Below are 14,839 nucleotides of genomic sequence, written 5' to 3' on the forward strand. Positions count from 1 at the left end.
TGTTCGGTGCGAGTTGCTCGCACCCTCACCGGCCGTAGGTGTGAGCGGCTCTCGCAACGGTGTGATGTGCGAAAGGGTCGCTCTGGCCTGCGCTCCCCGCCGCGACCACTGTGAGTGCACACGGCCGGGTAGCAGCGCTCGGCCCGAGGCCTCTCTCAAGGTTCTGGAGGTCTGATGGATCAGGTCCAGTCCTGTGCGCGTTGCCCCAACACCACCCGCAACCCGACGGTGCGGATCCTGCCCAGCGGCCTGTGCGCCATCTGCCATTGGTGGGCTGAGTCGCCTCACGCTTCCATCCGCCGGCGGGAGCTGCAGCACGTGCGCGCGCTGGCCGGCGGCGGCCGGGGCGAGGTCGACGCGCTGGTCGGCCTGTCCGGCGGGAAGGACTCGACCGCCACCCTGGTGCGGGTCCTGAAGATGGGCTTCACTCCGGTGGCGATCACGTTCGACACCGGTTACTACCCTGCGCACATCACCCAGCGCGCCGCCCGGGTCGCCGCCCAGCTGGGGGTGCGCCACGAGGTGGTCGACCTGCGGCCGCATATCCAGCCCGAGGACCGTGCGAGCTACGTGCTCACCGCGGAGCTGTACGACCGCGAGGAGACCCCGCTGCTCGCCGAGCGGTTCCGGGAGTTGTACCTGCTGGGCCGCGAACGCTACTCGGTGAAGCAGCGCGAACCGATGGCCTACGTGCGAACCTGCCAGCTGTGCCGTCGCCTGGTCGTTCCGGCCTACCACCGTGAGGCGGCCCGCCACGGCGCGCGGGTGTTCTTCCTCGGCACCAACGAGTGGGTCGGCCTGTCGCAGAACCCGGGCAACGGCCGGTACACCTTCTCCGCGGTGCGCCGGCTGCAACCGCCTGGCGCGCACGAGCCGGTGCTGGTGGTGCATCTGCCGTTCCTGCTCGGCGCCGGCCTGGAGGACACGGTCAGCGTGCTGCGGGAGGTCGGGTGGGAGCCGCCCGCCGGCGAGCGGGTGGTGGAGTCCAGCGCGAACTCCTGTCTGCTGGGCCGGGTGGCCGAGGCCAAGGCGGCGCGGCTTCTGGGGTTCCATCCCGACACTGTTCGCCTGGCCCGGGAGGTCACCTGCGGGTTTCTGCCGCGGGAGGAGGCCGAGCGGGCGCTGGCGGCCCCGCACGAGGCGACCGGCTCGGTGCGCCAGGTCCTCACCGGCGCGGGGATCCTGTCATGACTGCGGCGACGATGGCCCAGACGATGCCGGTCCTGGACGGCCATGCCCGCCGCTGCGCCGGCACCCTGGCAGGGGTCGAGGTCCTGTTCATCGGGCACGGCATCTGCGACGCCGCCGTGACCGCCCACGCGTTGGCCGCGGCCGGCGCCCGCCTGGTCAGCGTGGTGATCCCCTACGGGCCGGCCAAGCCGGAGGTGGTTGACGCCTACCAGCGGCTCGGCCCGGTGATCGCCCCGCCCGCGCCGCACCCGCTGCGGTTCGCCCAGGTGATGCGGGCGGCGGTCACCGAGGCCATCCACCTGGTCGCCACGCAAGCCCGCACCGCCGATGCCCGGTGGATGATCGTCGAGGACGGCGGATACGCGGTGCCGCTGCTGCACGATACCCCTGAGCTGCGGCCCTACCTGCCCAGCTGCCTGGGCGCGGTGGAGCACACCAGCCGCGGCGCCTGGAACTACCAGTACGCCGAGGTCGACGGGCCGGTTCCCGGCACCCCGCGCACGCTGGAGCTTCCGGCGGTGACCATCTCCGGGTGCGCGCTCAAGACCTGCCACGAGGGGGCGTTCGTCGCCGAGACCACCGTGGACGAGATCCTGCTCGCGCTCCGCGAGGATCACGTGTTCGTCCGGCACCTTCCGGTGGCCGTCGCCGGGTACGGCCGCATCGGCGCGGCCATCGCCGCCGAGCTCGCGGCGCGCGGCTGCCAGGTCGCCGTGATCGACCCGCGCCGGCCCCAGCTCGCTGACGGCATGACGCTGGTGGACTGGCGTCAGGTGGCCGAGCGCGGCACGGTGCTGCTGGTGGGCGCCACCGGGACGGCCGCGACCCCGCCGGAACTGGTCAGCGCGTTCCTCGCCAGAGGGCGGCGGCGCATGTATCTGGCGAGCGCCTCCTCCAAGGCGGTGGAGTTCTCCCACCTCATCGCAGCGCTGGAATCCCCATCGGTGATCGAGGCCCTCGCCCCGGCGCCGGGGATTCGGCTCACCCGATCGCCGGGCCCCGCCGGGCGCCGCTACCAGTTCACGGCTCCGGCATGGCCGCAGGCGCGGGAGCTGGTCATGCTGGCCGACGGGTACCCGGTCCTGTTCCATCGGGCCGCCAGCCACGGGGCGACCAACGCGGCGATGGACCCGGTGATGACCCTGCTGTTCCTGGCGGCGGCCGGGCTGCCCGCCGCCGCGCACCGGCTGGGCCACCGGCTGCACACGGTCGCCGACGTAGCCGACCTGCCCGACCTGCCGGCCCCGTGGCGGGCACTGATCGAGCAGGAAGGGCTGCTGCGTACCTGGTGCGTTCTCCACGGTATCGACGCCGGCGACTACCTGGCCCGGATCGGATTGCGCGCCCCGGAGGAGGTCGCGGCATGGCGTGGGTGATCTGGGTGACCGGGCCGGCCGCGTGCGGCAAGTCCACCCTCACCAGGACCGTCGTGGAGCTATTGACGCACGAACGGCCGGAGGCCGCCGTGACGGTGCTGAGCGACGAGCAGCTGCTGCTGGAGGCCGTGGCGGCCGACCTCGGTCACACCCACCACCGGCACCCGTTCGGCGATTGGCGGTTCGTCGCCGACGGGTACCTGTTCGACGAGGGGGTCCGGCGGATCAGCGACCGCCTCGCCGACCTGGTCGCCGCCGACCCCGACGCGGTCGCCGTGGTCGAGCTCGCGCGGGGCGGCCACGCCGACGGCGTGGACGTCACCTACCGCCACGCCCTGGACCTCATCGATCCCCGCCTGTGGCAGCACTCCACCGTGGTGGCCCTGGCCGTGCCGTGGCCGGAGCGGTGCCGGCGCAACCTCGCCCGGATCCGCACCAGCGGCCACGGCACCGCCGCCGAGGTCATGGAGGCGCTGTACCGGGGCGCCGACCCGGGCGAGTGGCGCAGGGCCGGGATCACGGCGCACGTCCTGGATGGACGCACTCACCCGCGCGAGCTCGCGCGCCAGATCCTCACCCGGGCGCGGCTGCCCGCTACGCGGTGACCAGGGCGCTGCTGCGCGGCTGGGGCACGCCGGCACCGGAGCTCTGCTGGTCGGCCTGCGCGGTCCGCTCCTCGGCGGTCAGCACGCCCAGCTCGGCGCGGTCGGCGCGTGGCAGGTAGTCCAGGGCCAGGCGGCGGCCGATGTAGTCGGTGATCGAGGCCGCGATGCGGATATCGGGGTCGTCGGTCAGGCCGCGCGGCTCGTAGGCCACGCCCACCAGGTCGTTGACGATCTTCACGAGAGGAACACCGTGATCGAGCGCCACATTGATCATGTTGTAGAGGGCATCGGTGAGTCCGCGCAGCGTGGACCCGTGCTTGCCCAGGTGCACCACCACTCGCCCCAGCGAGCCGTCCGCGTTGGCGGAGGTGATCAGGTGGCCTTGCGCGCCACCGATGCTGAAACGCCGGGTGTGGCCGTTCGGCCGGGCAGTGCGAGAGGTCATATCGGCTCCCTGTGGGCGGAGGTCGGATGGGCACGCCGCATCATGCCGCACCCGCGGCGCGCCGGCACGGATTCCCGCAGACGCGCCGTAAGGAGCGTGAGGTGCTCCTAGCTCAGCAATCGGCTCGCCAGGGGCCTGTGGCCGTGAGCGTGCTCGGGCCGCCGGCGGCCGGCAAGTCCAGCCTCACCGCCACCCTGGCGTCCCGCCATAGGGGCCTGATCTTCCGGCTGCGCGAGTATGCCCGCCACCGGGCGGCGCACGACGAGGGCCTGGCCCAGACGATGCGAACCAGCACCGACCCCCTGGGGTGGGTGCCCGATCCCGTGGCCCTGAGCCTGATCGATCATGCTCTTCACGGTCCCTTCCGCCCATCACCCGGCATCTTGCTGCTGCTGGAGGGCTTTCCCGGTAACCCCGTCCAGGCCGTCCATACCGCCGGGGTGCTGGACCGGATGGGCGTGGAGCTGCATGTCGTGGAGCTCCTGGTGGACCAGGAGAGCGCCCGGCGGCGCGCACAGACACGGCGGGTCTGCCCGGCCTGCGAGAGCGGCTCGGCCGACGAACCGCACCGGCCCGCCACGGCCGGGCCCGACGGCGGGTGCGCCCGCTGCGGCGGGCCGCTGCGAGCGCGCCGCGACGACACCGCCGACCTGCTGGCGGCCCGCACCGGCCGCTTCCGCCAGCACCACCCGCGCATCCGCCGCGAGTTCCAGACGCGCGGTGTGCCCTGGCACACCATCGACACCCGGTGCTCACCCGCGGCCGTCGTGGCGGCGGCTGAGGCCGCCCTCGGCATCTGTCCGTCCCTGCACCCCGACCCCGGAGCGCTGATCCCATGACCGTCGACCTGCCCATGCCGGCCCGGGGCCGCGCAGATGCCTACGGGCACGCCCGCATGCCCGCGCCCGGCAACTCCGCAGACTTCCTGCGCATCGACCGCGTGCCCTACGGCCGGTTCCGCAACGTCTACCTGTACATCACCGAGGCGTGCCAGCTGCGATGCGGCTCCTGCTACATGGGCGACCGGCTGGAGCGAGCGCTGAAGATGCCTTTCGAGCAGATCCGCGCCACGCTCATCGCCTGGCGGCAGATGGGAGGCTCCAAGCTGACCATCCTGGGTGGCGAGCCGACGCTGCACCCTCGCTACGAGGACACCATCCGCCTGGCCGGGCAGATCGGCTACGAGCAGGTCATCACCACCAGCAACGGCCTGGCCCCCGCGCGCCGCAAGTTCGCGCGGATGGAGCCCGGTGACTTCGCGTACGTGCAGATCAGCTTGGACGGCGGCTCGCCGGCCACGCACGACGTCGTCCGCGGCCCGGGCTCCTTCGCCACCACCTTGGAGACCGTCGAGGAGTTGGCGCAGCGGGGGTTCGACACTCGGATCATCTGCACCGTCAACAAGGCCAACGTCGGCGACTGCCTGAACCTGCTGGACATCGCCGACCGCCTGGGGGTGTCGCTGGTCAAGTTCCATGTTTTCTCGGTGATCGGCCGTGGCCACGGCAACGACGACTGGGGCATGCGCCCGCATGAGTGGCTGGAGTTCTGCGACGCGCTGCCCGCCGCCTCGGCCGGCCGCCGCACTCGCGTCTGGTACCAGCCGACATTCGCACGCCGGCAGGAGATGCCTCGATACCAGGCCGAGGGGTACAGCGGGTGTATCGGCCGGACCCTGGACCGCATCAGCATCTTCCCCGACGGGCGCGCCTACGTGTGCTCGTTCCTATTCGACACAGATCTGCACTTCGCCACCGTCACCTCCGAAGGCCGCATCGAGTTGAACCGGGGCCCCAACGAGTTCGATCTGTTCACCGGCGCGCTCGTCCAGCACGGCTGCGGGAGTTGCAAGGCCCCCGGCTCCTGCATGGGCGGCTGCCCCGCTGAGCAGATCGTCGATGGCGCTTCCTCCTGCGCCGAAGAGGAGATCTTCCCGGTGTGCCGGCTGTGGAAGTCCGTCCCGGCCAACTGACCGATCCGCCCGCCGCCCGTCGACCGGCTCCGGCATCCTTGCCCTCCTGCGGCGACGCCCGCCGCAGCCAGCGCAAACACGATAAGAGGCACATCATGGCCAAAGAGCGTTACAAGACCTGCGTCGACGTCCACCTCATCCTTCGCCGAGGCGACGAGATCCTGCTCGGCGAGCGGCGGAACACCGGCTGGCGCGACGGCGACTGGCACCTGCCGTCCGGGCACCTGGACCCGGGCGAAGCGGCGAGCGCCGCGCTGATCCGCGAGACCGCCGAAGAGATCGGCGTGGCCGTCGATGCGGCCGCGGTGCGCTTCGCGCACCTGATGCACCACTTCACCGACGACGCTCGCACCGCCATGTTCTTCGAGGTCACGCAGTGGACCGGCGAGGTCGTCAACCGCGAGCCGGACAAGTGCGCCGGATGGGACTGGTTCCCGCTCGACGCCCTGCCCGAGCAGATGATTCCCTACGCCGCCGAGGCCCTCACCCTCTACGCCAAGGGCACTGTCTACTCCGAGCGCGGCTGGAGCTGACATGGACGGCGCTGTGGACCTCGCCTGCTTCAGCTACCTCGCCGGCGCCCGCCTGCTGGCCGTCGACCGCTACCCCGCCGCCGATACCGGCGCCGAGGTCCACAGCGTCACCCACTCCCTTGCCGGAGACGGCCCGATCACCGCGATCACCGCCCGAGGCCTCGGGCTGCGCACCGCGTTGGCGGCTAACCACGTCGGCAGCGACGTCACCGGATCGGCACTGCTGTCCCGCCTGGACGGCGCCGGCGTTCAGCATCAGCTGTCCCTGCAGGCCGCCACCATGACCGCCGAGCTCACGATCATCACCGACCGCACCGGCACCCGCACCTGGTTCGCCTACCTCGCCCCCGCCTACGCGGGCCTGGCCGACGTCGATCTGTCCGCGCTGACCACCGCCCGGCTCACCTACATCGACTGCTACGCGGTTCTCACTGCGGCGGCCACCCGCGCCATCACCGCGACCGCCCGCGCGGGCGTCCCGCTGATGCTCAACCTCGGCGGCGACCCGCTACACCCCGACATCGCACAGGCCGCCGCCGGATCCCGTCCCATCGTGCAGACCAGCCTCCCTGAAAACCAGGCGCACCACGCCGGCGACCTGGCCGACGACCTCGCCCGGCGCCTGGCCCCGGACGTGGTGCTGGTCACCCTGGGTAGCCTCGGCGCGATCGCCCATCAGGTCGGCGCACGCCACCGCGCCCCCGCCGGGGACGGCCCGATCATCCACACCCACGGCGCCGGGGCCGCGTTCTCCGCCGGGTTCGCCGCCGCCCACCTCAACGGCCACGACACCTCCACCGCGCTGCGCCAGGCCTGCCTCATCGGCACGGCGCACTGCGGCCCACCGGGCAGCCACCCCGGCCGCTCCGGAACCCCGCCCTCACCGACAGGAGTACCGGCATGTCCGTAATCGACCCCCACCTGCCCGCCCTGCGCGCCCTCGACTGGGACGACACCTCACAGGTCCAGCTCACCACCGCCGGGCTGCTCGCCGACCTCGCGCAGGACCGCGCCGCGCTGCGCGCCGCCGTCGAGGCGATCCGCGGCGACGCACACCTGCAGGGGCTGTGCGAGCACTACGACATCCTCGACAAGCTCGTCCTGCACGACGACCGGGAATCCGGGTTCCGGCTCCGGCTGCACCTGTTCGGCCCGGACCACTACGACCGGCCGCACAACCACCGATGGACCTACTCCGCCCGTCTCCTCACGGGCAGCTACACCCACACCCTTTACGGGACCGAGGAAGGGTTCAACGAGTCGATCGACGTCAGGAAGCTGCACGCCAAGATGGTGCGCACAGAGAAGGCCGGTGACAGCTACACGCTGCACCACACGATGGTCCATGCCGCGGTCGCCGAGCCCGACACGGTGTCCCTCATCGCCCGCGGCCCCGCCGTCAAGGACCGGTTCCTGGTCACCGACCGAGCCACAGGCCAGGTGTGGTGGCAGTACGGCGCAGCGCAGGAATCCCCCGAGCAGGCAGCCGCGAAGCGCATGACCCTAGACCAGTTCGACGAATGCCTGCGCACGCTCCATAAGCTGCACCTCCTCTGACCGCTGAACCACCAAGGCCGGAGTCCGATCCAGTAAGGCTGGCCTGGTTGGCCTTTGACCAGGGCGAACGCGATCCGCTGATCGGCTAGCACGATCAGGCCTGCCACCGCGCGGGTCTGCTGCGTCTCTGGCCTGGGCGTGATGGGGACAAGTCGGCTATAACCGCGCCCGCTCGGAATGGGTACCACCGCTGGTCACTGGGGTGACGGCCATAGTTTGCCAAGGTCGCTACTCTGGACGTTTATGAACAACACGGACCTCCTGAGGGAGGCCGCCATCTTGACACAGGTCAACAAGTTCGTAGGCGTTGCCATCGCGCTGATCGGCGCCTTCATCGTCGCGCCAGACGGTGCCAGCAGGATTCTCCAGATCTCGGGAACCCGGATCCGGTCAAGGGTCAATCGCTTCCGTCGTTCAACACAGAAGATCACTTTGCAGGGGCTCTCTGAGGAGGGCCGTGCCTCCGACGCCATGAGCGTCCAGAAGAACAACTACCCGTGGATGTCGGATGCGCCCATCGACGAGCGCATCGAAACGCTCCACCGATACATCATTGATCTCGAAAAGCGGCTGAACGACACCATGAGCGCGGTAAGCCAGGAACGAGGTGCGCGAGAAGAAGCCCTCACCGAGCTCAACCGCACGTTCACGGCGAGACTGGACGAACTTCATCGTCTGCTGCAGGAGAAGGAACGGCAGACTGCCACCATCGACGCTCGCGGACTTCCCGTCATCGGTTTCGGCGTCGTCCTCAGTGGGATTCCTGAGGCTTTGGCGGAGATTCCCTTGCATGTCGGGTGGGCCCTGCCCTTCGCGGGCTTCGCCTGGATGGTCGTAGCGGCGCGGGATGGTATACGGGATCGGCGCGCAACCAGCGCATCATGAAAGGTACAGAAGGGCAGGCGGCAATGGTCATGGGCCCGGCATGAAAGCCGGGCCCATAGTGCGGCGGCTGCGCTGTTCCCGAGGGAGAGGCCGCGCGCCAGCCCAAGTGGGTGAGCTTGGGTCGGCGTACAGCGCTGCTCCCGCTACCCGGCACAGCCCCCAACGCGACGCGTCCCCAGTGCCAGTTGACATTTGACCAGGGCGAACGCCATCCTGTGATCAGCTAGCACGATCAGGCCCGCCACCGCGCGGGCCTTCGTCATCTTGCGTAAAAATTTCCATCGGCGGGTGCTCGGGGAAGGTGCTCGCGCACTGCGAGAGCTAATCGGGGCCGCTGAGCTGCGTGCAGCCGTATGCAACCCCGAGCGAGCCGCGGTCAAGATCGGGGCCGCACCTCCAGTTCGACCCTCATCGAGAGCAGCGCACACACGTCTACCCCAGGAGAAGGACTGACCACCTCGAACCCTGCCCGTCCGAGTTCGTCAACCACGCTCTTGGCGATCTCGTAAGCGTTTCGCCATTGCTCGTCCATCAGCAAGCGGATCTCGTAGGAGTTGGACAGCCAGAGCGCAACATCGCGGTCATCCCCCTGCCGACCACTGGTTGACAGCCGCGCTCCTTCCTCGATCGCCCGCGTGGCGCGGTCCAGGAGTTCGATGGCTCGGAAGAGACCCTGACGGTCGAGCTCTTGCATGACCGTTGCGGCGAGGAGGCTGCGCGCCGGGCGTCCGCTCTCGCTGCCCAGCCGATCGAGCAGTTCGGCATCCAGATGCCGAGAGGGCTGCCTGGCGAGCTGAAGTTCTCCGCGCGCCACGTCGATCACGCGAAGGAGCCGGTCCGGATCGAGAGAGCGAACGCGGTAATCCCGATATCTCTTCAGCGCCTTGGCCGGGTTGTGGCTGATCCATCGTGCGAGCAACTCGGTGGCGGGACGTACCTCCTCGGCTACCCGGCCCCACTCGGAGACGGGAAGCTCGATCGGTCCGCCGAAAAGACCGAGAGAGCTGGCGAGCAGGTCTCGTACCTCGGCGGCCCGCGTGCCGCCGGACATGGCGGCACGCCTGTCAATCTCGGCGAGGAGTTCGTCTGGGATGGTGGTGGTGATGGGTGTGCCGACCGGCGGCCGGCCACCTCTGGTGGAGTCGGACAACGGAACCCCCGAGTAGTGGTTTTCGATGCGGAAACTAGCGTACTAGGTTTTCGCATTGAAAACTACGGGTGTGATCATTTCGGCGCCAGCAGGCCCGCCACCTCCGCTGGGGCCGCTTCTGGAGCCTGGAGAATTTCCACAGCGGGGGACGCACAGGGAAGGGCGTGCCAGCGGAGCTGAAGGGCCGTAGCGCTGGCCGGTGCCCGCAGCCGCGACGCGGGCTGTCTCCTGCTCGTCAGAAACACCCAGCAGCACCCGTCCACGCTTCGGACAGGGTGCTGGGCCCGCCTGTCCGGGCCTTCGCATGTCACGGACTTCCTGGCCCCTCGGGACGGCCAGGGAGATGGGGAAGAGGGAAGGGCGGCGGGACGGCGACCCCGCCGCCCGCTCCGTCGGGAGGGCGGGGATCGCCATGTCCGAGGTGCGAGGTGGGGACGGCCGTTACCACCGCGACCCCAGGACGGCCAAACGCGACGCCGAGGCATGCCGTCTACGCGCACGCGGCTACACCTACGAACAGATCGCCGTCGAGCTCAAGATGTCCGGCAAGGGCCGCGCGTACGACGCCGTGCAGCGCGCCCTGGCCGACACGGTCAGGGAGCCGGCCGAGGAGGTTCGCCAGCTCGAAGTCCTCCGCTTAGACGAGCTGTACCGCGCCGCCCTGGCGGTGATGGAGAACACGCATTACGTGGTGTCACACGGCAAGATCGTGCGCCTCGGCGAGCCGTACATCGACGACGACGGCGAAGCCGCCGTGGATGACGACCAGGGCGCGCCCTTGGTCGACGACGCCCCGGTGCTCGCGGCGATCGACCGCATGCTGCGGATCCAGGAACGGCGGGCCCGTCTGCTGGGCTTGGACTCCCCGCAGCGGGTCAGCATCGACGCGCAGAACCTCGGCGACGACATCCGCGGCCTGATCTCCGCTCTCACCGGCGAGGACGACGATGACGACGCCGACGAAGAGGAGCCCGACGAGACCGGCTGACCTGGAACGCATCCAGGCCGGCATCGACGAGCTGGTGCGCGCCGGAGACACCCGGCGCCTGCGCGCGGCGCAGCGACTGCTCACCAGCGCGGTCGATCGCAAGCGGGTCGCCGAGCGGGCCCGCAAGTACGTCCGCGACCCGATCGCCTGGGTGATCCGGCGGCTCAAGCAGATCGTCTGGAGCAAGCAGCAGGAGATTCTGCTTGCGGTCCGCGACCACCGGCGGGTGGCGGTGCGCAGCGGGCACGGCGTCGGGAAGTCGCACACCGCCTCCCTGGTGGCGGCGTGGTGGTTGGACACCCACGAGCCCGGGACCGCGTTCGTCGTCACCACCGCCCCGACCTTCCCCCAGGTGCGGGCAATCCTCTGGCGGTACATCCGGCGGATCCACAAGGCGGCGCGACTGCCGGGCAAGGTCAACCAAGTCGAGTGGCTGATCGACGACGAGCTCGTCGCGTACGGCCGGAAGCCAGCCGACCACGACGAGTCCGCGTTTCAGGGCATCCACGCGGAATTCGTCTTAGTGATCATCGACGAAGCGTGCGGCATCCCCGAGCAGCTGTGGATCGCGGCCGACGCCCTGGCCACCGGGCCCGAGTGCCGCATCTTCGCGATCGGAAATCCGGACAACCCGGCGAGCCACTTCAAGCGGGTGTGCCTGCCGGGCTCGGGCTGGCATGTGATCGGCATCAGCGCGTTCGACAGCCCGAATCTGACTGGGGAGGCCGTCCCGCCGAAGGTCGGCAAGGCCTTGGTGAGCCGCGAGTGGGTCGAAGAGAAACGGCGGGAATGGGGCGAGGACAACCCCCTTTATCGCTCGAAGGTGCTCGGAGAGTTCAGCGAGGACAGCCAGTGGCAGGTCGTGCGCACCTCCGACGTCGCCGCCTGCCGCATCGACCTGGACAAGCCGTACGCGCCGGTGGAGCTGCTGCCGGTGGAGCTCGGCGTGGACGTCGGGGGCGGGCGAGACGAGACCGTGATCCGTGAGCGCCGCGGCCAGGTCGCCGGCCGCGAGTGGCGCGAGCACACCGACCGGCCCGAGGTCATCGCGCCGATGGTCCTGCAGGCCATCCGGGAGACCGGCGCCACCTCGGTCAAGATCGACTCCAACGGGGTCGGGTTCGGCGTCGTCGGCGAACTGCGCAACATGGCCGCCCGCGGCCTGCATACCGCGCGGATCTCCGCCGTGAACGTCAGCGAGGCCCCGCGCGACCCGGCCCGCTTCGCGAACCTGCGCGCCGAGATCTGGTGGTGCATCGGCCGCGAGCTGTCTGAGGCCCGCGAGTGGGACCTGTCCACCATGGACAACGCTGACGACACCGTGGCCCAGCTGCTGGAACCGCAATGGAGCCTGGACCCCAAGGGCCGGGTCCTGGTCGAGAAGAAGGACGACATCATCGAGCGCCTCGGCCGGTCACCCGACAACGCCGACGCGCTGCTGCTGGCGTTCTTCTGCCCGGCCGACGCTGTAACCGACTACATGGAGCACCTGCTCAGGAGGGGGTCGTGATGGCCTGGTGGCGCCGCCGTGTCCCCCCGGACGATGTGGAGAAGGCCGCCCCGCCTCCCCAGGCGCACATGGTGCCGCTGTCGGAGGTCGTCGCCGCGCTCACCCAACGGCCCCCTGCGGAGGCCGCCGCCGTCACGCCGATGCCGCGACCCGAGGGGTGGTTCGCCGCGCCGTTCGGCCCGGGGACGCCCCTGATCCCTGAGGCGATAAACCGGCCGCGCACCGACACCGGCCGGCCCGAACCTCGGCTGTGGGACTACCCCGTCAGCTGGAACCTGCAACCCGGCGGGCAACGCCTGGTGCCATGGGCCATCCTGCGCAGCGCGGCGGACGCGCCGGTGATCCGGCAGTGCATCCAGGTTCGCAAACGGGGCATCATCGACCTCGGGTGGGACATCACCATCAGCCAGGACGCCGTAGAGGCTGCGCAGGCCGAGGGCACCAGCCGAGCCGACGCCGACAGCAGGCTACGTGATCGCTTCGCGGGGGATGTCGCCCGGCTGGTGGAGTTCTGGAAGGAGCCTGACCGGGGCAACGGGCTCGGCTTCGCCGCCTGGCTAAGCGCGCTCTTGGAGGAGCACCTGGTGCTCGACGCCGTGGCGATCTACCCGCGCATGACCTACGGCGGAGAGTTGTTCTCCTACGAGTTGATCGACGGCTCGACCATCAAGCCGCTGCTCACCGAGCGCGGCGGCCGCCCGCTTCCTCCCCACCCGGCCTACCAGCAGATCGTCAAGGGCTTCCCCCGCGGAGAGTTCACCGCGGCCGTCGCCGACGACGGCACCGTGCAAGGTCTGGCGGCTGACCAGCTCGTCTACGAGCGGTACAACGTCCGCACCTGGACCCCGTACGGCTACAGCCCGGTCGAGCAGGCGCTGATCGACATGGACATCTACCTCAAGCGGCTGGCGTGGATGCGGGATGAGTACACCCCGGGCGTGCAGCGCGAATCGTTCATGGTCAACAGCGGGACCGTGCACTGGTCGCCGGATCAGCTGCGCGAGTACGAGCGCGCCTTCAACGACGATGTCTCCAGTAACCGGGCGCGGTGGAGGTTCCTGCCCCCGGGCCTTCAGCCGGACGACTCGGCCGACCAGGGCGAGAGGTACAAGCCCGACTACGACCTGCACCTGATCAAGCTGGTCGCCTCGCATTTCGGGGTTCCTCTGCCCGAGCTCGGGTTCTCCGAGGCCAAGGGGCTCGGCAGCTCGGGGTGGAGCGAGGGCCAGGAGGCCGTTCAGCACCGCCAGGGCGTGCTACCCACGGCCCGATGGCTGGAGGCGCTGCTCACGGGCATCTCCCGCCGCTTCCTCGGCATGCCGCGCGAGCTGGAGTTCCGTTTCCTCGGCCTGGAGGACCAGGATGAGGAAACGGCCGACAAGATCGTGGAAGCGCGGGTGAAGTCGGGCCGGCTCACCTACAACGAAGGCAGGGATCAACTGGGCCTGCCGCGGTACGCGATCCCCGAGGCCGACCGGCCCGCCATCGTCACCAGCTCGGGCCTGGTCTTCCTGGAAGGGGCGCTGGCCACGCAGGAGGCGCAGCGCGCGGCCGGGGGACACGACCAGACCGCCCGCCCTGGCGCCCCAGGTGAGGACCGGCCAGCGCAGGACCGGCCGCCAGCGAGCGATGCGGCCAAGGCCGAGCTGGCGACGTTCCGCCGCTGGGCCCGCAAGCACGTCGGCGCCGATCGGCGCTTCCAGTTCACCACCGAGCGCGACGTCGTGCTCACGCTCGCGCCCGACCTGGCCGACGACAACCGCGTCACCTGGAAGGCGGCGAGCCCGGCCCCAAAAGCCCGGTGGGCGGGCTGGGAGCATGACCAGGCCCTGGCCCGGCACTACGCCCCACTGATCGCCGACGCTCTCGCCGACGCGGTCGACGCCGAGCGGCTCGCCCGCGCCTGGCTCGCGGCGCGCGGCCAGAAGGCGGCCGACCCAGGGGACGCACGCTCCTGGCTGGACGCGCGCGGCATCTGGTCGCGCATCCGCGACGCCCTGGGGCGGGTGCTGCGCCGGCTGTGGCCCGAGGCATGGCACCTGGGCATCCGCGCGGCGCAGGCTGCGGCCACCAGCGCGCCCGTGGACTGGGTGCCTGGACGCCCGGCGACCACGAGGCGGCCGCGCGGTTGTACTCCGGGCACCGCGGACTGCAGGACCTGCTGGACCGGGACGGCATCGAGACGATCCGCAGCGTTGCGGCCACCCGGATGAACGACCTGGCCGCCAAGCTCGCCCAGGCCGTGGATGAGGGCTGGTCGGCCGACCGGCTCGCGGACGAGATCCGCGGCATGCTGAGGCGGCCGGACCGCGCCGAAATGATCGCGACCACCGAGATCGCGCGGGTGGTGTCGACCGCGTCCCTGGAGCGCTACCGAGATGCCGGTATCGAGTTCGTGGAGTGGGATACCGCCTACGACGAGCGGGTCTGCCCGGTGTGCCAGGAGAACGAGGAGGCAGGTCCGGTGCGGATCGGTCAGGTCTTTCCAGGCGATGCGTTCGCGCCGCCGCAGCACCCCTGGTGCCGATGTGCGCCGCAGCCGGTACTGGAGGTCATCCCGGTGTGACGGACCAAGATCGGCCCGAGGCAGGCTGCGCATACCGGCCACTGTGTCGTCTGTTCAAACC

At 70.4% G+C, this 14,839-nt stretch carries 15 protein-coding genes; 13 read left to right on the plus strand and 2 right to left on the minus strand.

Annotated elements, in window-relative coordinates; all coding sequences use genetic code 11:
* Window positions 1–174 precede the first annotated feature (174 nt).
* From DQ384_RS38100 to DQ384_RS38110, 3 genes are read left to right on the plus strand one after another with little or no spacing between them, the layout of a single operon-like run.
* Window positions 175–1,191, plus strand: a complete 1,017-nt coding sequence (locus DQ384_RS38100; RefSeq protein ID WP_114033750.1) for a 7-cyano-7-deazaguanine synthase — start codon at window positions 175–177, stop codon at window positions 1,189–1,191.
* A complete protein-coding gene (locus DQ384_RS38105; protein WP_114033751.1) occupies window positions 1,188–2,567 on the plus strand; it encodes an NAD(P)-dependent oxidoreductase in 1,380 nt (459 codons plus the stop codon). The genes DQ384_RS38100 and DQ384_RS38105 overlap by 4 nt, the downstream gene beginning before the upstream one ends.
* Window positions 2,555–3,172: a nucleoside/nucleotide kinase family protein gene (locus tag DQ384_RS38110; protein ID WP_114033752.1), complete on the plus strand. Its 618-nt coding sequence runs from the start codon at window positions 2,555–2,557 to the stop codon at window positions 3,170–3,172. The genes DQ384_RS38105 and DQ384_RS38110 overlap by 13 nt, the downstream gene beginning before the upstream one ends.
* Here DQ384_RS38110 and DQ384_RS38115 read toward each other — a convergent pair.
* Window positions 3,162–3,617, minus strand: a complete 456-nt coding sequence (locus DQ384_RS38115) for a TSCPD domain-containing protein (protein ID WP_114033753.1) — start codon at window positions 3,615–3,617, stop codon at window positions 3,162–3,164. The two genes, DQ384_RS38110 and DQ384_RS38115, sit on opposite strands and share 11 nt — an antisense overlap.
* Before the next feature lie 101 nt (window positions 3,618–3,718).
* On the opposite strand from DQ384_RS38115, the gene DQ384_RS38120 reads away from it, so the two are divergent.
* From DQ384_RS38120 to DQ384_RS38145, 6 genes are all read left to right on the plus strand, one after another.
* On the plus strand, window positions 3,719–4,456 hold the full coding sequence (locus tag DQ384_RS38120) for an adenylate kinase family protein (protein WP_181871644.1): 738 nt from the start codon (window positions 3,719–3,721) through the stop codon (window positions 4,454–4,456).
* The gene (locus tag DQ384_RS38125) at window positions 4,453–5,589 is read left to right on the plus strand and encodes a radical SAM/SPASM domain-containing protein (protein WP_114033755.1); all 1,137 of its coding nucleotides are present in this window, start codon (window positions 4,453–4,455) and stop codon (window positions 5,587–5,589) included. The genes DQ384_RS38120 and DQ384_RS38125 overlap by 4 nt, the downstream gene beginning before the upstream one ends.
* A gap of 95 nt (window positions 5,590–5,684) precedes the next feature.
* On the plus strand, window positions 5,685–6,122 hold the full coding sequence (locus DQ384_RS38130) for an NUDIX hydrolase (RefSeq protein ID WP_114033756.1): 438 nt from the start codon (window positions 5,685–5,687) through the stop codon (window positions 6,120–6,122).
* A 1-nt stretch (window position 6,123) separates the two neighbouring features.
* Window positions 6,124–7,032, plus strand: a complete 909-nt coding sequence (locus DQ384_RS38135; protein WP_114033757.1) for a PfkB family carbohydrate kinase — start codon at window positions 6,124–6,126, stop codon at window positions 7,030–7,032.
* Window positions 7,023–7,679 (plus strand): hypothetical protein, encoded by a 657-nt coding sequence (locus DQ384_RS38140; RefSeq protein ID WP_114033758.1) that lies wholly within the window; start codon window positions 7,023–7,025, stop codon window positions 7,677–7,679. The genes DQ384_RS38135 and DQ384_RS38140 overlap by 10 nt, the downstream gene beginning before the upstream one ends.
* A gap of 243 nt (window positions 7,680–7,922) precedes the next feature.
* Window positions 7,923–8,564, plus strand: coding sequence for a hypothetical protein (locus tag DQ384_RS38145; protein WP_114033759.1), 642 nt, complete (start codon window positions 7,923–7,925; stop codon window positions 8,562–8,564).
* Window positions 8,565–8,940: 376 nt separating this feature from the next.
* On the opposite strand, the gene DQ384_RS38150 is transcribed toward DQ384_RS38145, so the two are convergent.
* Window positions 8,941–9,714, minus strand: a complete 774-nt coding sequence (locus tag DQ384_RS38150) for a hypothetical protein (RefSeq protein WP_114033760.1) — start codon at window positions 9,712–9,714, stop codon at window positions 8,941–8,943.
* A gap of 412 nt (window positions 9,715–10,126) precedes the next feature.
* Between DQ384_RS38150 and DQ384_RS38155 the strand changes: the two genes are divergently transcribed.
* From DQ384_RS38155 to DQ384_RS38165, 4 genes are read left to right on the plus strand one after another with little or no spacing between them, the layout of a single operon-like run.
* On the plus strand, window positions 10,127–10,702 hold the full coding sequence (locus DQ384_RS38155; protein ID WP_220183368.1) for a hypothetical protein: 576 nt from the start codon (window positions 10,127–10,129) through the stop codon (window positions 10,700–10,702).
* Window positions 10,662–12,212: a hypothetical protein gene (locus DQ384_RS38160; protein WP_220183369.1), complete on the plus strand. Its 1,551-nt coding sequence runs from the start codon at window positions 10,662–10,664 to the stop codon at window positions 12,210–12,212. Before DQ384_RS38155 ends, DQ384_RS38160 begins: the two co-directional genes overlap by 41 nt.
* Entirely contained in the window at window positions 12,209–14,425 is a 2,217-nt protein-coding gene (locus tag DQ384_RS41870) for a phage portal family protein (protein WP_181871645.1), read from the plus strand. Before DQ384_RS38160 ends, DQ384_RS41870 begins: the two co-directional genes overlap by 4 nt.
* The gene (locus tag DQ384_RS38165; RefSeq protein WP_181871646.1) at window positions 14,422–14,778 is read left to right on the plus strand and encodes a phage minor head protein; all 357 of its coding nucleotides are present in this window, start codon (window positions 14,422–14,424) and stop codon (window positions 14,776–14,778) included. Before DQ384_RS41870 ends, DQ384_RS38165 begins: the two co-directional genes overlap by 4 nt.
* The last annotated feature ends 61 nt before the right edge of the window (window positions 14,779–14,839 follow it).

Origin of the sequence: Sphaerisporangium album (genome assembly GCF_003323745.1) — a bacterium.
In the GTDB taxonomy this organism is placed as follows: Bacteria; Actinomycetota; Actinomycetes; order Streptosporangiales; family Streptosporangiaceae; genus Sphaerisporangium; species Sphaerisporangium album.

Excerpts from the sequence above, each read along its gene's own strand:
- DQ384_RS38100 (WP_114033750.1), top strand. The coding sequence starts at position 175 with ATGGATCAGGTCCAGTCCTGTGCGCGTTGCCCCAACACCACCCGCAAC.
- DQ384_RS38105 (WP_114033751.1), top strand. The coding sequence starts at position 1,188 with ATGACTGCGGCGACGATGGCCCAGACGATGCCGGTCCTGGACGGCCAT.
- DQ384_RS38110 (WP_114033752.1), top strand. The coding sequence starts at position 2,555 with ATGGCGTGGGTGATCTGGGTGACCGGGCCGGCCGCGTGCGGCAAGTCC.
- DQ384_RS38115 (WP_114033753.1), bottom strand. The coding sequence starts at position 3,617 with ATGACCTCTCGCACTGCCCGGCCGAACGGCCACACCCGGCGTTTCAGC.
- DQ384_RS38125 (WP_114033755.1), top strand. The coding sequence starts at position 4,453 with ATGACCGTCGACCTGCCCATGCCGGCCCGGGGCCGCGCAGATGCCTAC.
- DQ384_RS38130 (WP_114033756.1), top strand. The coding sequence starts at position 5,685 with ATGGCCAAAGAGCGTTACAAGACCTGCGTCGACGTCCACCTCATCCTT.
- DQ384_RS38135 (WP_114033757.1), top strand. The coding sequence starts at position 6,124 with ATGGACGGCGCTGTGGACCTCGCCTGCTTCAGCTACCTCGCCGGCGCC.
- DQ384_RS38140 (WP_114033758.1), top strand. The coding sequence starts at position 7,023 with ATGTCCGTAATCGACCCCCACCTGCCCGCCCTGCGCGCCCTCGACTGG.
- DQ384_RS38145 (WP_114033759.1), top strand. The coding sequence starts at position 7,923 with ATGAACAACACGGACCTCCTGAGGGAGGCCGCCATCTTGACACAGGTC.
- DQ384_RS38155 (WP_220183368.1), top strand. The coding sequence starts at position 10,127 with ATGTCCGAGGTGCGAGGTGGGGACGGCCGTTACCACCGCGACCCCAGG.
- DQ384_RS38160 (WP_220183369.1), top strand. The coding sequence starts at position 10,662 with ATGACGACGCCGACGAAGAGGAGCCCGACGAGACCGGCTGACCTGGAA.
- DQ384_RS38165 (WP_181871646.1), top strand. The coding sequence starts at position 14,422 with ATGAACGACCTGGCCGCCAAGCTCGCCCAGGCCGTGGATGAGGGCTGG.